At 30.9% G+C, this 19,047-nt stretch carries 14 protein-coding genes, 2 tRNA genes and 1 riboswitch; of the genes, 2 read left to right on the plus strand and 14 right to left on the minus strand.

Going from position 1 to position 19,047, the window contains the following annotated elements; translation table 11 throughout:
• Positions 1–103: 103 nt before the first annotated feature.
• The 6 genes from ABDZ69_RS16550 to aroC form a co-directional block, all read right to left on the minus strand.
• Positions 104–1,210, minus strand: coding sequence for an IS4 family transposase (locus tag ABDZ69_RS16550; RefSeq protein ID WP_343771449.1), 1,107 nt, complete (start codon positions 1,208–1,210; stop codon positions 104–106).
• Positions 1,211–1,370: 160 nt separating this feature from the next.
• Positions 1,371–1,452 (minus strand) — tRNA-Leu (locus tag ABDZ69_RS16555).
• Between the two features lie 35 nt (positions 1,453–1,487).
• Positions 1,488–2,069 (minus strand): lytic transglycosylase domain-containing protein, encoded by a 582-nt coding sequence (locus tag ABDZ69_RS16560; RefSeq protein ID WP_425544668.1) that lies wholly within the window; start codon positions 2,067–2,069, stop codon positions 1,488–1,490.
• Positions 2,026–2,670, minus strand: a complete 645-nt coding sequence (gene coaE, locus ABDZ69_RS16565) for a dephospho-CoA kinase (RefSeq protein WP_343771453.1) — start codon at positions 2,668–2,670, stop codon at positions 2,026–2,028. Before coaE ends, ABDZ69_RS16560 begins: the two co-directional genes overlap by 44 nt.
• On the minus strand, positions 2,657–5,281 hold the full coding sequence (polA, locus tag ABDZ69_RS16570; RefSeq protein WP_343771454.1) for a DNA polymerase I: 2,625 nt from the start codon (positions 5,279–5,281) through the stop codon (positions 2,657–2,659). Before polA ends, coaE begins: the two co-directional genes overlap by 14 nt.
• Positions 5,281–6,420 carry a chorismate synthase gene (gene aroC / locus ABDZ69_RS16575; protein ID WP_343771455.1) on the minus strand — a complete coding sequence of 380 codons (1,140 nt, stop codon included), beginning with the start codon at positions 6,418–6,420 and terminating at the stop codon, positions 5,281–5,283. The genes polA and aroC overlap by 1 nt, the downstream gene beginning before the upstream one ends.
• Before the next feature lie 258 nt (positions 6,421–6,678).
• Here aroC and ABDZ69_RS16580 point away from each other — a divergent pair, with 258 nt between their 5' ends.
• Entirely contained in the window at positions 6,679–7,338 is a 660-nt protein-coding gene (locus ABDZ69_RS16580; protein WP_343771456.1) for a hypothetical protein, read from the plus strand.
• Positions 7,339–7,408: 70 nt separating this feature from the next.
• Here ABDZ69_RS16580 and ABDZ69_RS16585 read toward each other — a convergent pair whose 3' ends face one another.
• The gene (locus tag ABDZ69_RS16585) at positions 7,409–8,731 is read right to left on the minus strand and encodes a YjiH family protein (RefSeq protein WP_343771457.1); all 1,323 of its coding nucleotides are present in this window, start codon (positions 8,729–8,731) and stop codon (positions 7,409–7,411) included.
• Between the two features lie 161 nt (positions 8,732–8,892).
• On the opposite strand from ABDZ69_RS16585, the gene ABDZ69_RS16590 reads away from it, so the two are divergent.
• Positions 8,893–8,979 (plus strand) — tRNA-Leu (locus ABDZ69_RS16590).
• A gap of 101 nt (positions 8,980–9,080) precedes the next feature.
• Here the strand turns inward: ABDZ69_RS16590 and ABDZ69_RS16595 are convergent.
• The 7 genes from ABDZ69_RS16595 to ABDZ69_RS16625 form a co-directional block, all read right to left on the minus strand.
• Entirely contained in the window at positions 9,081–9,221 is a 141-nt protein-coding gene (locus ABDZ69_RS16595) for a hypothetical protein (protein ID WP_343771459.1), read from the minus strand.
• Between the two features lie 68 nt (positions 9,222–9,289).
• Positions 9,290–10,651: an MATE family efflux transporter gene (locus ABDZ69_RS16600; RefSeq protein ID WP_343771461.1), complete on the minus strand. Its 1,362-nt coding sequence runs from the start codon at positions 10,649–10,651 to the stop codon at positions 9,290–9,292.
• Entirely contained in the window at positions 10,641–11,222 is a 582-nt protein-coding gene (locus tag ABDZ69_RS16605; protein WP_343771463.1) for an ArsR/SmtB family transcription factor, read from the minus strand. Before ABDZ69_RS16605 ends, ABDZ69_RS16600 begins: the two co-directional genes overlap by 11 nt.
• A gap of 4 nt (positions 11,223–11,226) precedes the next feature.
• Positions 11,227–12,477, minus strand: a complete 1,251-nt coding sequence (locus ABDZ69_RS16610; protein WP_343771465.1) for an MFS transporter — start codon at positions 12,475–12,477, stop codon at positions 11,227–11,229.
• A gap of 129 nt (positions 12,478–12,606) precedes the next feature.
• Positions 12,607–13,407 carry a transglutaminase-like domain-containing protein gene (locus ABDZ69_RS16615; RefSeq protein WP_343771467.1) on the minus strand — a complete coding sequence of 267 codons (801 nt, stop codon included), beginning with the start codon at positions 13,405–13,407 and terminating at the stop codon, positions 12,607–12,609.
• A gap of 13 nt (positions 13,408–13,420) precedes the next feature.
• Positions 13,421–13,505, minus strand: a riboswitch (cyclic di-GMP riboswitch).
• 100 nt (positions 13,506–13,605) lie between these two features.
• A complete protein-coding gene (locus ABDZ69_RS16620) occupies positions 13,606–14,298 on the minus strand; it encodes a class D sortase (protein WP_343771468.1) in 693 nt (230 codons plus the stop codon).
• Positions 14,299–14,368: 70 nt separating this feature from the next.
• Positions 14,369–18,994 (minus strand): collagen binding domain-containing protein, encoded by a 4,626-nt coding sequence (locus ABDZ69_RS16625; RefSeq protein ID WP_343771469.1) that lies wholly within the window; start codon positions 18,992–18,994, stop codon positions 14,369–14,371.
• Positions 18,995–19,047 lie beyond the last annotated feature (53 nt).

Raw genomic sequence — 19,047 nt, forward strand, 5'->3', positions numbered from 1 at the left:
CTGCCAATAGATGTCTTTTATTTTGCATAGTTTTTCTAGTGGATAAATTTTACTTTGAACAAAGGTAGAGTTTCCCCCTCCCCAAAGAACAAGTTTTAAAGCGTTAGCTTGTCCGAAAATAATTGACAGTATATTCATCAAAGAACTCAAGTAAATTAGCCCTAATAATACGCGTTAGCGTTAGCATCGAATACTTAGCAACAGTAACACTACAAGATAAGTATATAAGCATATATGAAATAAGTGCTGAAAATACTTGAATTTTCACAGCGTTTTCATTATATCCAATAAATTTTTTTATTCTAAGGTTTTGCTTAATCCACTTAAAGAACAGTTCTATTTCCCATCTATGTTTATAGATTTTTACTATATCTGAGACTGACATATCAAATATGTTAGTTATAAATGTAATGGCTTCGCCGTTTTCGTCAAAGGTCATTATTTCTCTATAACTTTTAGAAGTCATATTTTTAGAGTAACTTGTTCCTAAAATCACTTCAGTATCATATATATCTTTATATGGTTCAGAAAATATCATGCGCTCTTCCATAACTATACCATTCTTTACACCTCTAGTAACAAATTTTATACCTTCATTACTAAGCTCATCATACCATTTATAATTATAATATCCTCTATCAAAAACATATATACTACCCTTGTCCTCGAAGAGGCCATCAATACATTTTCTATCATTTACTGCGCCTTTAACTATATTGATTTTCTCAGGAAATTCTCCGTTAAATAACGTGCTTATTTTTATAGCAGCTCGCCCGCTATCTATTTTGAAATAGGGTGCAAGTTTTAAAGCGACTAAAATAACAGTTGAATCAATAATTTTTACTGGAGGAATGTCTTTTAGCAGCCTAACGGCTCCAAACCTTCGTTTGGCTTTATTGACTAGATAATAGAATATATCCTCAAAAATTCTATAGTCTCTTGTAGCATTTTTTCTTGAAAATTGAGATATACTTGGTACATTAATAAGGCTCCTAAGCTTTCTATTTGATGAAATTTCACTTTTAGCTTCCCTTAAACTTTTACATCCCCGTATGTTTAGATATAGCATTGAATTTATATGAGACCTAGTATCAAAATGCTGACTTCTATAATCTCCTTTATACTTTTTTATGGTTTTAGCTAGAAAATTACCTCCAATTTCCGCTATTAATTTATGAAAAACTAATTTATTATTTTTATTATAGAACATTATAAAACCTCCTTGTGAATGGTTGCTTGTCACTTCCATTTAATCACAAGGAGGTTTTCTTTTTCATTATTAAATTATTACCAATTATTTAGTGTCAATGTGAAAGCATTTCTTTAATGCAACACTAGAGGGTTTTTACCTCTCTTTAAATTTTAAATTTTGGTGCGGATGACGGGATTTGAACCCGTACGGTCTCCCGCTACCCCCTCAAGATAGTGCGTCTGCCATTCCGCCACATCCGCGTCACATTAATATTATACTACTAATGTTCTTAATGTCAATATTCTTTAGAATATAAAAATTTGTACACCTTATAATTAACTTTTATTTTTTTAATGTATTTATCCGTTTCTTTAAAAGGAATATAATAAAGATTTTTTCCATCCTTCGAATGCTCCTCATCCTTTAGCCATTTTTGAACATTTCCTCTTCCCGCATTATATGCAGACAGTACTACATCCATATTATCTCCAAATTCTTTTCTGAGATTATCTATGTACCAGCACCCCATGGATATATTCCTTTCAGGTTCATAAAGCTGATCTATAGTGAAATTCTCTATTTTCATTTGTTCTGCTATCCATTCTCCTGTGCTACCAGTTATTTGCATTAACCCATAAGCGCTTTTATGAGATATAGCATGAGTTTGGAAATTACTTTCTGCTTTAATAACGGATAAAATCAGGTAGGGGTCTATATTATATTCTCTTGCATTTTCATTTATTACTTCCCAATGTTTTAAAGGATATATTTTTTTCAACACGTAAGGAATTTGAGTTATCATTAGTGCAACTATTACTATAAATATTATTCTTTTAATTAGCTTTTTCAACTGCTTTCCCAACTCCCCGCAAATCATTGATGAATGTAATTAATAAATCTACTTGTGCTTTTGTTTCCTCAATGCTCTTAGTATTATCTATAACAAAGTTAGCCTTTTCTCTTTTTTCATCTAAAGATATTTGAGCATTAATTCTATTTGCTATCTCTTCATCCTCTAGCTTATCTCTTCCCTTTACCCTTTTCATCTGAGTTTCTCTATCCACCCATACCACTACATTTAAATCCATGTGTAAGTGCTCATTCTGTTCAAACAGGGTAGGTGCATCTACAATGCAAATTTCTTCTCCATTGCTTTGTAGCTCTTCCATTAAGCTATTAATTTCTTTCTTTATATATGGAATTATTATTTTTTCGTACTCTTTTCGCCTTTTGTCACTTTTAAATATATAAGAGCCAAATTCCATTCTTTTTAAGTTTCCTGCTTCATCTACGAATTCGCTTCCAAACTTTTCTCTTATTTCTTCTATTATAATAGGATATTTATCTAATACATGCCTAGAAATTTTATCACAATCTATAACACTAATTCCTTTATCAATAAAGAACTTAGATACAGTGCTTTTCCCGCTTCCAATTCCTCCAGTTAATCCTACCTTAAATATTTTACTTTGCTTCATACCAATTTTCTCCCTCGTTAATATCAACCTCTAAGGGAACATTTAATGTTAAAACATTTTCCATAGAAGTTTTAACTAGTTCTCGTACTTCTTCTAATTCTTCCTTATATACGTTTAAAATTAACTCATCATGTACTTGTAGTATTAAAGTACTCTTTAAATTTCTCTGTTTTAGCTCTTCATATACCTTAACCATAGCCATCTTAATAATATCCGCGGCACTTCCTTGTATGGGACTATTCATAGCTAATCTTTCTCCTAAGGCACTTACCATTTTCTTTGAATTAAGTATTTCAGGAATATATCTTCTTCTATTAAGTATAGTGGTTACATACATATCCTTTTTGGCTTTTTCAATGGTGTCATCCATATATTGTTTAACATTAGGATATCTTTCAAAATAAGTATCTATATATTCTTTTGCTTCTTTTTTTGAAATATGCAAATCCTTAGATAAACTAAAATCCCCAATACCATATACTATACCAAAGTTTACAGCCTTTGCATTACTTCTCATAGTTGAAGTTACTTCCTCTAGTGGAACTTTAAATACCTCTGAAGCTGTTTTGGTATGAATATCCGTATTATTTATAAAAGCTTCTATCATATTCGGGTCATTAGCTATGTGGGCTAAAACTCTTAATTCTATTTGTGAATAGTCTCCTGACAAAATAACAGAGTCTTCATTATTAGGTATAAAAACCTTTCTTATTTCTCTTCCCATTTCATATTTTATAGGTATGTTCTGCAAATTAGGCTCTGTGCTTGAAAGCCTTCCTGTAGTGGTTACAGTTTGGTTGAAGCTAGAGTGTATTTTTCCATCTTCATCTATTACATTTTTAAGTCCCTCTACATAGGTAGAATGTAACTTTGTTAATTGTCTATAATATGTTATTTTTGAAATAATCGGGTGTTTATCCTCTAATTCCTCTAAAACCTCTGCATTTGTAGAGTACCCAGTTTTAGTCTTTTTAATAACCGGTAAATCTAATTTTTCAAAAAGTATTTTACCCAGTTGTTTTGGAGAGTTTATATTAAACTCTTCCTCCGCTAAAGAATAAATTTCCTTTTGCATCTTTTCAATTTCACTTACAAACTTCTCTCCAATATGGTTTAAAGTTTCTTCATCTACTTTAAAGCCTTCAACTTCCATAGATGCTAACACTTTCCCTAAGGGAAGTTCCACTTTATAATAAAGTGCTTCCATATCATAGTTTTTAATTTGAGAATTTAATTCCTTATATAAATTTTTTAGTAAGGATATTTCATTTACATGCTGATTTTCATCTATTTTTATTAGGATTTTTAAATATTCTCTAATTAATGTATCTAATTCATAGTCTTTTCTTGAAGGATCTACTAAATATGCAGCTATCTTTGTATCAAATACTAAGTTTTTAAAATCTATGCCCATTTTGTATAAAATAGAATAAGGGATTTTTATATCGTGGCATATTTTTCTTAAGTCTTCATTTTCAAATAATATTTTTAATGTGGATAAGGTTTCTTCCTTACTTTCTTCTAAGATTTCCTTAAGGAAAATTACGTAATTCTTTTCATTATAGTTTAAGAAGATTTTTTCTATAAGGCTCTTTGAAAATACATTTTCACTTTGGAGTTTAAAGGTAAGGAAAACTTCTTCTTTAATCTCATCAAATAGCTCTTTTAATTTATTTAAGCTCTCTACATTTTCATAGGAGGCCTTTATTTCTTCTTCCTCTATTTCATCTACATTTCCCTCAGAAGGGATTTTATCTAAAAGAGATTTAAATTGAAGGTCAATAAATAATCTTCTAACCCCATCTCTATCAAAGTTTTCCTTTGACTTTATAGCCTCTAAGTCCACATCTATTGGAACTTCTCTAATTATTGTAGCTAGCTTCTTGCTGAAAATCGCATCTTCTCTATGTTCCATTAAGTTCTCTTTTACTTTTTTACCACTTATATTTTCTACATTATTTAATAAATTTTCTATGCTTCCATACTCTTTTATTAGTTTATAAGCAGTCTTTTCTCCTATACCTGGAACCCCTGGTATATTGTCTGAAGGATCTCCCATTAACCCCTTTACATCAATAAACTGAGTAGGAGTTACTCCCATTTCTTCAATCATTCTTGTTCTATCATATATTTCTTTTTCCGTTATACCTTTTTTAGTTATAACTACTCTGGTTTTATCCGATGCCAATTGAAGGGCATCTCTATCTCCAGTAACAATATAAACCTCTATGCCATTTTCCTCTGCTACTTTAGATATAGTTCCAATTAAATCATCCGCTTCAAAACCATCTATTTCATATATATCTATAGCTAACTTTTTTAGTAAATCCTTTGCAATAGGAAATTGCTCTGCCAGTTCCGGTGGCATCTTTTTTCTTCCTGCTTTATAATCTTGGTACTCATTATGTCTAAAAGTAGGCCCACTTCTATCAAAAGTACAAACTACATATTGTGGATTTAACTCCTCCTTCATCTTTAAAAGCATATTAGTAAATCCATAAATTGCATTAGTATGTACTCCTTCATTATTAGTTAATAAAGGTAGGGCATAAAAGGCTCTATACATCAAACTATTGCCATCAAGTAGCAACATAACTTCCTTACTATTCATTAATTATCTCTCCCATCAAATATTTCTACTGCTCTTTTAAAATCCATAAACTGATCACTCGGAAACTTAAGAAGCATTTCTCTTAATATATAAAAGGCCACTAAATTTTCTAAAACTATGGAAGCAGGTACCACAGCAGAAACATCTGAGCGTTCATATCTAGTACTCTTTTCTTCCTTAGTTTTTAAGTCTACAGTTCTTATAGACTTTTTAATAGAAGGTATAGGCTTTATAAATACTTTAATATCTATATTTTCTCCATTAGATACCCCAGCCTCTATACCGCCACAATTATTAGTAGGCCTAACAAATTTTCCTTCCTTATATAGTATCTCATCATTAAAGGTACTTCCTTTTAAGGACAAATCTAAACCATTTCCAAATTCTATAGCTTTAACTCCTTGTAGAGACATTATACCATAGCTTAAAATTCCATCTAATTTCCTATCCCACTGAGAATAACTACCTATTCCCATGGGAACACCTTTAATAGAAAGCTGTATGCTTCCTCCTATAGTTTCTCCCTCTTCTTTACATATATCAATGATTTTCTTAAAGTTTTCCTCCGCTTCTTTACTATAGCATCTAACCAAGCTTTTATTTATTTCTTCATATACTTCATTATCAAAAATATCCGCAACTTCATCATGGTTATTTCCTATACTATGTACTTTACTTCTTATATCTATCCCTATTTCTAGAAGCATGGCTTTACACAAAGCCCCTACAGCTGTTCTAATAGCCGTTTCTCTAGCAGAGGTCCTTTCGATAGAATCTCTTATGTCTCCACTTCCATATTTAAAATACCCTACTAAATCCCCATGACCTGGTCTTGGTATAGTAATCTTTTCCTCTTCCTCTGGCTCCCTATTTATTATATCTTTCCATTTTTCATAATCTTTATTATAAATTAGCATAGTTATAGGGTTTCCTGTGGTTTTATTTCCTCTTAATCCAGAAATAATTTCTACCCTATCCTCTTCAATCTTCATTCTTTCTCCTCTGCCATATCCAACCTGTCTTCTCTTTAATTCATTATTTATGTAATCTATATCAACTATAAAATTTGATGGGATTCCATCTAATATGGCAACTAAAGCTTTTCCATGAGATTCCCCAGCATCTAGAAATCTTAACATATTTATCTCTCCTAAAATATTTTCTATTACATTTATTATTTTACACTTTATTGTAACATAATTCACCCTTTTTAAGGGGTTATAGATTACAAATTTTATTTTAAGTCATTATAGATTATATAGAACTACTATAATAAATTTTTTCATAACTATTTAATTCTCTCTTTCTGTAGCTTTAATTTACAGCTTCCATTTTCTGTTGATAAATGTAATTTTTTAGAATAAAATTAGTCATACACTTAATTTTGGAGGTGAATCATGTACAAACTTTCCTACGAAAACACAAATAATATTCCCGTTTTTAAATGCGACTACTGTGGAAGTTGCTCGGGTATATTAGAATCCACATGCCACGTAAAAGGAAAGATTCGAGGTTGTTGCTGGTATTTTCCAAAGTACAATCTTATTGACATTAAAAATATATTAGATGGGGGACATAAAAGTTTCATATATAAATTGCTAAATATGAAAAACGCCCATATAAATAAATATTGTATAGATGTCAATGGGGAATTTCATGAAGAGGATTATCTAAAATATAAAAGAGAAACTATGGAAGAAGATTATGATTTTGATAGTAAATTATTTTATAAGATATGTCCTTTTAATACTCAAAAGGGTTGTAACTTAGATTTTAACTTAAGACCTCATCCATGCAACTTATATTTATGCAGAGAGATTATTAAGCTTTCTGGAGATGAATATAATAAATATTCTAAGGAAAGAAAAGATTATTTTGCTTATTGTAATTATTATGATGAATTATTAAAAGACCACTTAATAGAAAATAAAATTAATTTAACAACTTCACCTTATGAGTGTATAGATTTAATTGAAGGCATTGATATACCTAAATTTGAGTACAGAACTCTAGAAAGTATTGATTTCACTTCAGGCGACGATATCTTAGCAGGATAGAAAATAAAATGCTATATAATGTGCTTTATACTAATGCATAGAGTCACATTATATAGCATTTTCAATATTATTATAGAATTATATAAGCTAATGGTGCTGTAATAATCAATGATAATACTACTCTTTGGAACCATATAATAACTATATCTTTTATAGTTAATGGTATTTCTGTTGATAACATACATGGGATTGAAGCTGAGAAGAATAATATTTCAGATACACACATTACAGCTATTATAAACCTTGTTACTAGCGGGGTTTTAGCAACTACTATTGCAGGAAGTAACATTTCTGCAATACTAATAGCACTAGCTTTTGCTGCTAATAATGGCTCAGGTATTCTTAATAAGAGTGTAAATGGATAAAATAAATATCCTACTAAGTCAAAAATAGGTGTATATTTTGCTATAACTAATCCTAAAAATCCTATGGACATAAGGGTTGGAGCTATGCTTATTGCAAGCATTATACCGTCTTTAAGATTAATTAGTACATTTTCCATAAGAGATGGAGCTTTGTCTGCAGCTATCATGCCTTCTCTCCATGCTCTTCTAAATATATCGCCCTTCTCTTCTGATTCTCTGTCACCTTGAACTCCACCATAATATTCATCTGGTTTTTTACTTAAAGGTGCCAATCTAGCTGTAATTGCAGTTACTATAAAGGTGATTAAAAAAGTCAACCAAAAATAAGTATTCCATAAATGCATTATATCAAGGGTTTTTGCTACTATAATCATAAATGTTGCTGAAACCGTTGAAAATCCTGTGGCTATAATACAAGCTTCTTTCGTTGTATACTTTCCTTCTTTATAAACTCTATTAGTTATTAATAGTGCTAAGGAATAGCTACCCACAAAGGACGCCACTGCATCTATGGCTGACCTTCCTGGAGTTTTCCATAAAGGCTTCATTATAGGTCTTGCAAATACTCCTACAAATTCCATTAATCCATAGCTAACTAAAAAGGCTAGGAATACTGATCCTATAGGAACAATTGTAGATACCGGAACAACTACCTTTCCATATACGAAAGGAATCATATCCGCTTCAAATAATGGCTTTGGACCTATTTTAAATACTGCCATATAAACCACTACAACTCCTATGATTTTTAAAAATGAAAATACCTTGTTTACGGTATTCTTCTTCCATGTTCCACTGACAAATGGATATATTCCCCCTATAGTTACTATTAATGGTCCATATACATTATTGAAATAAGGTATTTTTCTAATATTATTTACAATATGGTCAATAGGTATAGTTTTACTTGTGCCTATAGTAATAGGTATAAAAAACATAAAAATTCCAATGGCGCTGTAAAGAATGAGTTTTAAAGCATTACTGGTTGTACTATTTTTAAGTTTAAGATTAAGATTTGATTCTCCCATTTTAACTCCCCCTTATTTTGTATAGTATATTTATATTATACAAAATTTTCCGTCAATTTTGAAGTAGTGTGATTAAAATTTTGTATACTTGCTTATTATATCTATAAATAAATTTAACTTGACTTATTTAAGTTAAATATGGTATTATTTTTTTATCACGAGCCGAAGTGGTGGAATCGGCAGACGCGCCGGACTCAAAATCCGGTGGGGTTAAACCCGTGCGGGTTCAAGTCCCGCCTTCGGCACCACTGTTATCCACACTTTTATGTGTGGATTTTTTATGTCTAAATGTCACTACGTTAAAAAATACATATAATTACTTAATGACATATGAAATCAAAAAAGAGTCTTATTTAGACTCTTTTCTTATACTCTTATATTTTGATTGTGTTCTTTCTTCAGGATTTATATAATCATAATCACCATTTTCAGTTTTTCTCAAACCTAATGAGGCCATTTGTTTCTTAGTGGTTTTACGTTTATTAACCATAAAAACCCCTCCTTCTCTAGTACTAGAATCACCAGTTAGAGAAAATTTATGCTACTTTGCTCTAAACATTACCTTCCTTTACTATCTACCAATATATTTCTATAAAAAGCTCTAAAACAAGCAATAGTTGTAAGCGCCGCCAATATATCCGCTATAGGTTCTGCCATTAAAACCCCACCTAATTTATTTGAAAAAAACCTTGGAAGTATAAAAATAAGTGGGATTAATAATACTACTTTTCTAAGCAATGCTAGCATAAGAGATATTTTCGCTTGTCCCAAGGCTAAAAATGTCTGTTGACAAGCTATTTGTGCTCCAAACAAAAAAATTCCTGCAAAAAATATTCTTATACTCCATGATGTAATTTCTACAAGTTGAGGTTTATTATTAAATATAGCTACGAAGGTTCCTGGAAATAACATAAGTAATGCCCACATAATTACTGTGTAAGTAAGACAACTTTTTAATAACAGTTTAAAAGTTTCTTTTACCCTATTTAACTGTTTAGAACCAAAATTATAGCTTATAATAGGCTGAGCCCCTTGAGTTAATCCCATAAGTGGAAGTAATACTATCTGCATAATGCTACTCATTATTGTCATGGCTCCTACTGCTAAATCTCCCCCATATACTTGCAACTTATTATTTAGTGATATTAATACTAAACTCTCAGTAGACTGCATTATAAAGGGCGATATCCCTAAAGCCATGGTAGATAATACAACTTTGTAATCTGGAATAAAATATTTTTTTCTGATTTTTATTATACTTTTCTTTCCAAATAAAAATACGACAACCCATAGAGCTGATACTATTTGAGCTATGATAGTAGCCAATGCTGCTCCCTTAACACCCATATTAAGCCCAAATATAAATATAGGATCTAATATAGTATTTATAACAGCACCTACTAATACTGTAATCATACCTGTTTTAGCAAAGCCTTGAGTATTAATAAAAGGGTTCATCCCTAAAGCAATTTGAACGAAAACAGTTCCTATTAAATATATGGTTAAATAATCATTAGCGAATCCAATAGTCTTATCACTAGCTCCAAAGGCCCAAAGCATGGGAGTTTTAAATACAGCAAAAATTATTGTGAGTACTGCCCCTACTATTATCAACATAATAAAGCTATTAGTCATAATTTTCTCTGCTCCATCTTTATCCTTTTCCCCCATTTTTATAGCAGCTAAAGGCGCTCCACCCATACCCACTAAAGAACTAAAGGCTGATATTATCATTATTATGGGAAAAGCTACTCCAACCCCAGCCATAGCTAACTCTCCATTTGCCATTCTACCAATAAAAATTCTATCTACTATGTTATATAGTACATTAACCATTTGAGCTACAATGGCTGGCAGGGCTAACTTAACTAATAGTTTTCCTACACTTCCTGTTCCTAAATCAATATTTTTATTTGTCATCTTTATCTCCTTTAACTTTAAATATTGTACTAAAAAAGTGATATTCTTCTAATTTATCTGAAGCATTCCTATTCTTACTGATATGATTTTTACAAAATCTATCTACATATTCTTTAAACTCTTTAAACTCTTTTTCTGTTAAGTATACAGAGTTTAATCTTATGGTTTGTGGGAAATCTTCTTCTCTGTCTTCATCTAGTTGTTTAAAAACTATACTTTTACTTTCTTCGTATATTGAATTTATTAACTTCTTAGTTTCATCTAAGAATATCCCTTTAATATCCGGACTAGCTTCTTCACTTTTTATTTCAAAAACCTTTGCTGTCAACTCATAATACTTTGTTATTATACCATTTATTTCTCCAGTTCTAGTTAAATGTAATATCCCTACTTTTTCTAGCTTTTTTACATGATAATGCACCTTAGCAGGTACTTCGCCCAACGAATCAGCTAACTCTTTAACGGTTAAGGCTCTATTTTCATCTTTAAAATATTTAATTATTTTCATTCTATAGGGATCTGATACAGCTTTAATCTCTTCAATAGTACTTAAAATTTTTATATCTTCCATGTCTTCACTCCTTACAAAATTCTTTATCTAATAAAGGCATTAGGGCAATAATTGTTATGCATATTCCCATTGCTAAAAACATTCCTTCCGTTGAAATGTATTGTGATACCACTCCTGTCAAGGCTCCCCCTAAAGGTATAGCACTAAGGGTGCACATACTCATAAGAGATACAACCCTTCCTAGAATATTTGATGGTGGATTTGTTAGTATATACGCTCTTACTGGGGTAGAAACTAAGGGAACACCAAATCCAATGAAGAAATATGCACAGGTTGCCACCGCAATTGGAGAAAACAGGTTATTAAAAAATCCAGGTAAACTAATTAAAGAATAATTAACTCCTAATAGTAAAAAGCCCATTATTGCTAAAGTAGATTTTTTAAATTTATGGCTTATTTGTGATATAACCATGCCACCTGTGGTTATTCCTAGCAATAGTCCTATGCCTAATATGCTTAAAACTTCTGGACCCGATAATAAAACTTCCTTTACATATGCAGGCATTAATACATTAAGGGGCGCTAAACAGAAGTTAACCAATGCAGCCATAAGAATATATATCAATATAATTCTTTTTCCCTTTACATATAAAATTCCTTCTTTTAAGTCTTCAAAATAACTTTTTATGTTAACTTCTTTATCTTTGCTTACTACCTCTTCTATTTTTAAAAATCCCACTATTAATCCAGATATAATAAAGGTAAATGCATCAATGATTATGGCTCCAGAAATTCCAAAAGTTCCTACAATTACTCCTGCTAAACTCATTCCAATTAACTCTCCAAAGGAGTTTACTGAGGTTGAAAAGGAGCTTCCACTTAATATCATATCTTTAGGCAATATTAGAGTACTTATTACTCCCTTTGCAGGTGAAGTTAAGGCCTCAAAAGTGGAGTTAAAAAAAGTAAATACAAATAAGTGCCAAGGCTTTAAAATATTATAATAAAACATCACTCCTGTAATCAATACTACTATTCCTCTAGCTGTATCTCCAAATATTATTACCTTTCTTTTAGAAAGTCTATCTACCAAAACTCCAGAAAATGGGCTGAAAATTATCCCTGGCAAGGCATTTACCGCAAATAAGGTACCAAGCAATAACTTTGACCCTGTTAGTAAATACACCATCCATCCATAAGCAATTGAATCTACAGAATCTCCAAATCTGGATATAAAATCTGCTAGAAGCAATTTAGAATAGTTTTTATAAACTAATAACTCCTTAAATATACTTTTCCTTTTTGCAACCTCCACAACTAATCCTCCATTAAAATTATTTTATCGTTAAATTAACTTTAACGTCCTGCTTTTCTTTTGTCAATAACAAAAAGGCAGATAATTTAAATCATCAATTATTGATTTAAACTATCTGCCTAATAGCGCTTAATATTGTTTTTCTACTAAATAATCTCTATCATTTTTTATCATTGATACTGATTCCTTGTTACCCTTTTTAATAGAATCATAAGTGGTATCTATAGTAACCCATTTTCCAATATCTTTTAAATACACTTGATTCCATCCATGATATGCTTTAATATCGTTTTTATATCCCATTATTAGCTTTGTAGGAATATCTATACTTCTTAGCATTGCTGCAAGTAAAACTGAATAATCATAACATATTCCTAGGGAAGTTTTCATTGTATCTTCTATAGATGATACATAATCTACAGGAAGATTTTTAGCCTTATTATAATCATAGCTAACATTATTTATAATATAATTATATATTACTTTGACTTTTTCCTTATCATCTTTAATATCCTTAGTTAATTCCTTAGCTTTTTTAATAGGATCCATATCTTTATTCCAGTTGATAATTTGAATTGATTGCAAAAACACTTCATTTTTATTTGTTAAGTTTACAGTAACTTTTTCTTTTTTTACTACTTTGTATTTATTCCCTGCAACATTTTCTAAGATAGAAATTGTATACTCTCCATCTTCAAACTGTAATGGAAATCTATTGTTAGATTTTAAATTATAAGTATAGCTTTTATTACCTTTGCTAATCATTACTTTCGCTGATACATCCTTTTGGTACTTATAATCAACACTAACAATTCCACTATTTAACTGACTTTTGTCTATATTTGAAAGAGACGCTTGTCCAAAAACAACTGTTGAAGGTAATAATAAAAAAACTACTAATAAGAAACTTGTTATACGAAGTTTAAACATAAAAAACTCTCCCTTCGGTAACTGGCTGCCATCTTATTTCTAAGGAAGGCCCTTTAGTTTTGCGTCTCTAGTTTTCACTAGATTTGCCATTATCGGTGAAAAGCCACCAGATAAAATATTTATATTTACTATAATTATAACATGATTATAGTAAATAATCATGTTATAATTACAATATATATTCAATTTTTTAATAACTTATTCTATAATATTTCCCTTAATTATTAATCTCTGAGTTGGTTTAATCATTGGGTGACAAGTTACTAATGTTATTTCTTTATTCTTTTTATTGCTATTTAATACCCAAGTCTCTTCTGGTTTAACATAGAGTTTTTCTACTACTACATATTTATATTGGCTTTCTCCTTTATCAATTTCTATTATGTCTCCAATTTCTACCTCATCTAATCTGTTGAAGTTTCTTCCATAAGTATGGCTTCTATGGCCGGCTATAGCATAATTTCCCTCTTGTCCAGCCTTTCCTGTATGTTCTATACTTGCTACGGATATTTTTAAATTTTCTTCTATAGCACCTTTTAATATAGGTAGATTCAAATTAATCTTTTTAATTATCAACATACCTTCCATGTTCTTTTTAATATATTCTTCCCTTAGTTTTCTTTCATTTTCTTTCTTTTTTTCTTCTGCCTCTTTGTAAGCCTCATTTTCCTTGTTATCTTCTACAGTTTCTGTATTTTGTTCCTCTATTAATATTATTTCATTATCATCTTGATAATTTATAGAACCTTCATCTATAATGGATAGACTTTCATTCCATTCTCTTATTAGTTTTTGTTGCTTATAATCAACATATGCTTCTGTCATTTTAGGATATGCAATTACAAACACTCCTATAACTATAATAATTGTTGAAATTATTTTTCTTTTCATTCCATCTTCCCTACCCTAATCTATTAATCAAAACTGAAAAAGGCAGGTATGCGTTCCTGCCTTTAATCAACTATGCTGTCTTTCTCCTTAGTCTTACACCAATAAATATCAGTATCAACCCTACTAAATAAAATTCTACATTACTACCTTCACCAGTCTTTGGAAGTACATCTACTGAACCAGATGGGATTTTATCATCAACATCAGTGAATTCATCTTCTGGTTTAGTTGGTTCCGTCGGTTCTGTTGGTTCTGTTGGCTCTTCTTTTTCATTTCCAACTCTTAGTTCAACATAAGTTTTATCTTTGCCTATAGTTAGATTTATCTCCTTTGTGTCTAGTTTATATCCTGTAGGGGCTTTTATTTCTACTACTTTATATTCACCAAACTGCAACTCTTTTGCTATGGCTATACCATCAACCCCTGTCCTTAATGTTGCCACTATCTTACCTTCAGAGTTTTTAACTTGAAACACAGCTTCAGACAGTAACTTTGTTTCATCTTTACTATCTACTTTTTTAATGGTTATTGAACCCTTTGGTTTATCTGGTTCCCAAGGGGTTGATGGGGTTGATGGGATTTTAGTATTCTTCAATTCTAACTGAATTTTACTATTATCTTTGTCTACATTCACTGTGTGCTCTGTAGTGTCAAGCTTATATCCTACAGGTGCTTTCTTCTCTACTACCTTATATTCTCCAAAAGGTAAATTCTCAACTTTTGCTGTACCATCAGCACCTGTTGTTAAAGTTTCAACTACTTTTCCTTTAGAATCTTTAACTTCAAATTCTGCTCCAGGTAATACTCTTGTTTCGTTATCGCTGTCTACCTTCATAATTGTTATTGACCCTAACTTATAGTTTTTAACAATTACTTCTTGTTTATCTTCAGAGTTTATAACAACTTCTATATTTTGGTCTTCATCAAGTATTTGATATCCTAAAACAGGTTCTGTTTCTTTTAAGGTATATTTGCCAAATTTTAAGCCCGGCACATTTAGAATACCATTTTCATCAGTTTTTGCCTTTCCTACAAGTTTTCCGTTCCAATCGAACAACTTAAATTCTACTCCACTTATCTTAGTGTCAATGTCATTACCATCAACTTTGATTATTTTAAGGCTACCAAGCTTACCGCTTCCTGTTCCTGAGCCATCTGTGATTCTCACAACTATTTCTTTTTCAAAAGGCTGATTTTCTGTGGATACACCATCACCTTCGAAATATACTTTATTAGACAACTTAGAATAATCCACATCTGTTGTAATCTTTGTTCGATATAAAATGTTATACATTGTATCGATCTTTTCTAAAAACTCAAGTTTAAAGGTCTGAGTACCTGTTGCTAAATCTCTAGGACTAATTGTTACTCTAAAGTTCTTATAAGGTTCATTATCTGATGTCCTGTTTACAATGAAGCTATCTTCTATAACCTCATGACCAATACTTAGAGTATCTATCAAAGTTGCATTTTCAATTTCTGATAAACTCTTATTTGCAATAATCCACCAGCTAAGTTCCTTTCCATCTTGCTTTCCACTCTTTTCCACAAACTTTTCTGAGTCCCAATAGCTAACCTTAGCACTATACTCAATGCCTCCAGCAGTTGCCCTATTTACATATTCAGTTTGTGATAGACCTACAAGTTTAGTTTTAAACACAACCCTATATGGGCTATTAACAGGACCATTAATTTTAATCTTAAGAAGTTTATCAGAAGCTTCTTCTATACTATACTTGCTATTATCAACGACGCTTCCAAGTTTCATGTTCCCATTTGGTTCAACTGTATATTCATAAATTACTATTGAATCTTTATCTAGTATTTGATTACCTTCTATGCTATCTTCTACTATGATATTGTTTAAATTCTTAGATAGATAGTTCAAGTCAATATTCCAAGTAATCTCTCTTTTGCTTCTGTCCAGTGTACCTGATTTGCTTCCATTGTCACTTGCAATACTTTCTACAGTCTGCGTTGCAGCCTTGTCCACTGGATCTTTCACCTTGTCCCATGTAAATCTTGCATTATTGCTGTATGCTCTTTGTCTATGATCCTCTGATACTTGGAAAGGGTCAAATTTGGTCTTATAAGTGATTGTATAAATTGAATCCTTAACATCATCTAAAAAGTTTAACTTAAATCCCTTCGTCCAGTCTCCATCTACATTATATTCAAGGGTATAGTCAGTATCTTTGACCAATATAGCATTACCTTTCTTGACTAGAATAGTATCTGGTAGCATAGTCAATCCACCGTTTGGAAATGTATCCTCTATAACAAGGCCTGGAATTGGTTCCTTTATAGGATTCACTGTAATCTTCCAACCCATAGTCTTTTCATCATAGTTTATACTACCATCTGACGACTTATTGAAGCTATTTGTTATTGTTGGATTTATTTTTATATTACCTGTACCTACGCCACCTAAAGAAGCCCCATTTGTAAACCCTTTTCCACCGTTTTTATCATTATCTGCAATATTAGTGCGATATACTATTCTATATGCACCAGTGATATTACCTAATTTTACTTTGAATTTAGTATTACCATTTTCCTTTGTAATATCTTCTGCTCCTATATTTGCTAAAGCTTCTCCATCTAAAGTAGCCCTACCATTATCATCAAGTTTTAATTTATACACCTTAACTGAATCTTCCACTAAGCTTAATCCAGGTCCAAATATATCTTCAACTATAGCATTATCTATTTTTTCCTCAGCTGTGTTAACATCAATGGTCCAGATAATATATTTTTCATTATAACCTATATTCTCTTTTCCGCTTTTAACTATTAACTTCCCTCTTCTTACATTAACTGTAGTGGAAGTTTCTATTCCTAAAAAGCTTGCATTGTTTGTAAATTTAGTCTTAGCCATATCTGTGATAACAGTATCATATTCTATTTGGTATGCATCATTTATATCACCTAATACTACTTTAAAGCTAGTAGGTTTATCATTAGGAGTATATTCTACTGAATAACCTGGTGAAAGGACCTCTTCTTTTCTAGTTACATTCCCATCTTCACCTAATGTAAGCTTATATACCTTCATTGAACTTTTATCTAAACTTAATCCACCCTCTAACTTATCTTCAACTGTTGCTCCTTTTACTTCGGATAATGATTTATTCACATCAATGGTCCATGTTATTTTACTTGTATTAAATGTTTTATCGGGGCGCCCATTTTTTTCTATGTTCTTACCCCTTGTTATAGTAACTTTAGCTTCAGATGATCCTCCATGGAAATTTGCTACATTACCGAAAATATCCTTAGTATTATCTACAATATTAGTATTATATACTATCCTGTATGCATTATTTATATTACCTAGTTCTACTTTAAATCCGCCATCAATATCAGTTACTGTATACTTATCTGGTGTAACTTCTTCTCCTAAAGCCACATTCCCATCCAAATCTACCTTTAAATTGTGTACCTTTATTGACGTTTTGTCCAAATTCAATCCCTTGTCTAAAATATCTTCTACTATTGCATTTTCAACTTTAGACAAAGATTTATTTACATCAATTGTCCACTGAATATTGTCCGCATTAACTGGCTTATTAACCATACCTTTCTTTGCTACAGGACCGGATACATTATCAGGTCTAAACTTTATAACTATTTCTTGTGAATTTTTTTCAGAGATAGGGAAAATTATTTTTACTGGGTTTTCCCCTTTGATTACACTCCTATTAAATTCACTATTAAATTGTACTGTTCCCTCTACATCGGAATGATTCTTTGCATATTCATTGTAAACTAGTTTTAACTTACCATCCATCCCTAAATAGAACTTTCCTACAGAATCACCATTTTGTAAAAGAAGATCTCCTTCCACAGCGTTAAATATACTAAAAGCTATAGGAACTTGAACTTCAGTATAGTCACCTACATTAATTTCTTGAGCATTTTCAAGTTTCCATGCATAAAACAGTGATACTTTAGAACCTTGTTCTATTGGATATTCAGTATTTCCATCAATGGTATTGCCATTAGAATCTTTTACCATTACAGATGTAATTGTATCAATTTTTTTGACTTGCTCATTATTGACAACATTGGACGTATTTAGAGGTAATAATGTTTTATCTAGCTGCCCATCTTTTTCTATTGTTACTGGGGTAGATACATTATCATCTCTAAACTTTACAACTATTTCTTGTGAATTTTTTTCAGAGATAGGAAAAATTATTTTTACTGGGTTTTCGTCATTGATTACACTCTTATTAAATTCACTATTAAATTGTACTGTTCCCTCTACACCGGAATGATTCTTTGCATATTCGTTGTAAACTAATTTTAACTTTCCATCCATGTCTAAATAAAACTTTCCTACAGAATCACCATTTTGTAAAAGAAGATCTCCTTCCATAGCGTTAAATATACTAAAAGCTATAGGGACTTGAACTTCAGTATAGTCACCTACACTAATTTCTTGAGCATTTTCAAGCTTCCATGTATAAAACAGTGATACTTTAGAACCTTGTTCTATTGAATATTCAGTATTTCCATCAATGGTATTGCCATTAGAATCTTTCACCATTACAGATGTAATTGTATCAATTTTTTTACCTTGCTCATTATTGATACCATTAGATGCGTATACAGGTAGTGATGTCTGCATTAAAAAAGCTAAAATAATTAATCGTATTATTTTATATTTACTTTTTTTAATAAAATTTTTCAATAAAATCCTCCTCCCTTCAATGTCCTATTATATTTATTTACATTTTTCTAATC

It is taken from the genome of Clostridium malenominatum (assembly GCF_039521365.1).
In the GTDB taxonomy this organism is placed as follows: domain Bacteria; phylum Bacillota; class Clostridia; order Clostridiales; family Clostridiaceae; genus Clostridium_AW; species Clostridium_AW malenominatum.